The organism is Nocardia sp. BSTN01, assembly GCF_015354405.1.
In the GTDB taxonomy this organism is placed as follows: Bacteria; Actinomycetota; Actinomycetes; order Mycobacteriales; family Mycobacteriaceae; genus Nocardia.
Map to the genome: position 1 here is coordinate 1 of NZ_JADKYP010000137.1, position 2,021 is coordinate 2,021.

Consider the following 2,021-nt stretch of genomic DNA (forward strand, 5'->3'; position numbering starts at 1 on the left):
CAGCCGCTACGGCGCCAAGAAGGAGAAGAGCTGATATGCCACGCAAGGGCCCCGCACCCAAGCGTCCGCTGATCAACGATCCGGTCTACGGATCGCCGCTGGTCACTCAGCTGGTCAACAAGATCCTGCTGGACGGCAAGAAGTCGACCGCCGAGCGCATCGTCTACGGTGCCCTCGAGCAGGCGCGCGAGACGACCGGCACCGATCCGGTCGTGACCCTCAAGCGTGCGCTCGACAACGTGAAGCCCGCCCTCGAGGTGAAGCCGCGTCGTGTCGGTGGCGCCACCTACCAGGTCCCGGTCGAGGTTCGTCCGGGTCGCGCCAACACCCTGGCGCTGCGCTGGCTGGTCAACTACTCGCGCGCGCGTCGTGAGAAGACCATGATCGAGCGTCTGGCCAACGAGCTGCTGGATGCGAGCAACGGTCTGGGCGCTTCGGTGAAGCGTCGCGAGGACACCCACAAGATGGCCGAGTCCAACCGGGCGTTCGCGCACTACCGCTGGTGATTGGTCACCCGGTCCGCCGGTGAAGGAACGGCGCCGGGAGGCGAGTCACAGTCGGGTGCGGCACGTGCTCTCACCAGGGCACCAACAAGCCGCACCCGACGTTGACATAGTGAAGGCCAGGGACCCGCATCGCGGCGGAACCGCCCGGGCCGTTCCCGAAAATACCGACTAGCTGATCGCTAACAGAGCAGAGCGGGGAAGATTTCCGTGGCACAGGACGTGCTCACCGACCTCAACAGGGTCCGCAACATCGGCATCATGGCGCACATCGATGCCGGTAAGACCACCACTACTGAACGCATCCTCTTCTACACCGGTATCACCTACAAGATCGGTGAAGTTCACGATGGCGCCGCCACCATGGACTGGATGGCGCAGGAGCAGGAGCGCGGCATCACGATCACGTCCGCCGCGACGACCTGCTTCTGGAACGACAACCAGATCAACATCATCGACACCCCGGGTCACGTCGACTTCACCGTCGAGGTGGAGCGCTCGCTGCGCGTGCTCGACGGTGCTGTCGCCGTCTTCGACGGTAAGGAAGGTGTCGAGCCGCAGTCCGAGCAGGTGTGGCGGCAGGCCGACAAGTACGACGTCCCGCGTATCTGCTTCGTCAACAAGATGGACAAGCTGGGCGCCGACTTCTACTTCACCGTCCAGACCATCAAGGACCGCCTGGGCGCCAAGCCGCTGGTCATCCAGCTGCCGATCGGTGCCGAGGACTCCTTCGAGGGCATCGTCGACCTGGTCGAGAACAACGCCAAGGTGTGGCGTGGTGAGACCAAACTCGGTGAGGCCTACGAGGTCGTCGACATCCCCGAGGACCTGAAGGACCAGGCGGAGATCTACCGCCAGGAACTGATGGAGACCGTCGCCGAGTCCGACGAGACCCTGCTGGAGAAGTTCTTCGGTGGCGAGGAGCTCTCGGTCGAGGAGATCAAGGGCGCCATCCGCAAGATGACCGTCGCCTCCGAGCTCTACCCGGTGCTGTGTGGTTCGGCGTTCAAGAACAAGGGCGTGCAGCCCATGCTCGACGCCGTCATCGACTACCTGCCGTCGCCGCTGGACGTCGAGTCCACCCAGGGCCACGTCCCGGGCAAGGAAGACGAGATCCTGGTCCGCAAGCCGAGCTCCGACGAGCCGTTCGCGGCCCTGGCGTTCAAGATCGCGGCGCACCCGTTCTTCGGCAAACTGACCTATGTCCGGGTGTACTCCGGCAAGGTGGAGTCCGGTGCCCAGGTCATCAACTCGACCAAGGGCAAGAAGGAGCGGCTGGGCAAGCTGTTCCAGATGCACTCCAACAAGGAGAACCCGGTCGGCGAGGCCGTGGCCGGCCACATCTACGCGGTCATCGGCCTGAAGGACACCACCACCGGTGACACCCTCTGCGACCCGCAGAACCAGATCGTCCTGGAATCCATGACCTTCCCGGACCCGGTCATCGAGGTCTCGATCGAGCCCAAGACCAAGTCCGACCAGGAGAAGCTGGGCACCGCGATCCAGAAGCTGGCCGAA

The 2,021-nt window shown here is 64.1% G+C and carries 2 protein-coding genes; both read left to right on the forward strand.

The window, feature by feature from the left end; all coding sequences use genetic code 11:
- Positions 1-35: 35 nt before the first annotated feature.
- Positions 36-506, forward strand: a complete 471-nt coding sequence (gene rpsG, locus IRT45_RS36135) for a 30S ribosomal protein S7 (RefSeq protein ID WP_194810239.1) — start codon at positions 36-38, stop codon at positions 504-506.
- Between the two features lie 207 nt (positions 507-713).
- The coding region (gene fusA / locus IRT45_RS36140) for an elongation factor G (RefSeq protein ID WP_194810240.1) at positions 714-2,021 on the forward strand (1,308 nt) is incomplete at its 3' end.

What these genes read in the sequence shown, in the direction of transcription:
- rpsG (WP_194810239.1), top strand. Translation starts at nt 36, where the DNA reads ATGCCACGCAAGGGCCCCGCACCCAAGCGTCCGCTGATCAACGATCCG.